The organism is Paraburkholderia sp. SIMBA_053 (genome assembly GCF_046534895.1).
Taxonomy (GTDB): domain Bacteria; phylum Pseudomonadota; class Gammaproteobacteria; order Burkholderiales; family Burkholderiaceae; genus Paraburkholderia; species Paraburkholderia caledonica.
Map to the genome: position 1 here is coordinate 1 of NZ_JAWRXU010001184.1, position 254 is coordinate 254.

The window sequence follows — 254 nt, forward strand, 5'->3', positions numbered from 1 at the left end:
GTCGATGCCGAGCTCGTCGGCCGCCCGCTGGGCCTCGATCGCACCCTCTTTGCCCTCGAACGTCGACCACGGGTTGAACGCGACGAACGCCGGCTTCGGCTCCGAGGCGTTCCAGGCGGCGACCAGTACCGACTGCAGCGCATCGCCCGTGACGACGTAGCCCAGTGGTACCTCGGCGTGGATCAGCCATCCGCCGGTGAGGCCGTCCCTGATGGGTTCGACCTCGACCTGCAGCGCCTCGGGGAGCGCGGACT

At 69.7% G+C, this 254-nt stretch carries 1 protein-coding gene; it reads right to left on the reverse strand.

The window, feature by feature from the left end:
* Nucleotides 1–254, reverse strand: a 254-nt coding sequence (locus SB753_RS39380) for a hypothetical protein (RefSeq protein ID WP_410805463.1), incomplete at both ends; no start/stop codon positions are given.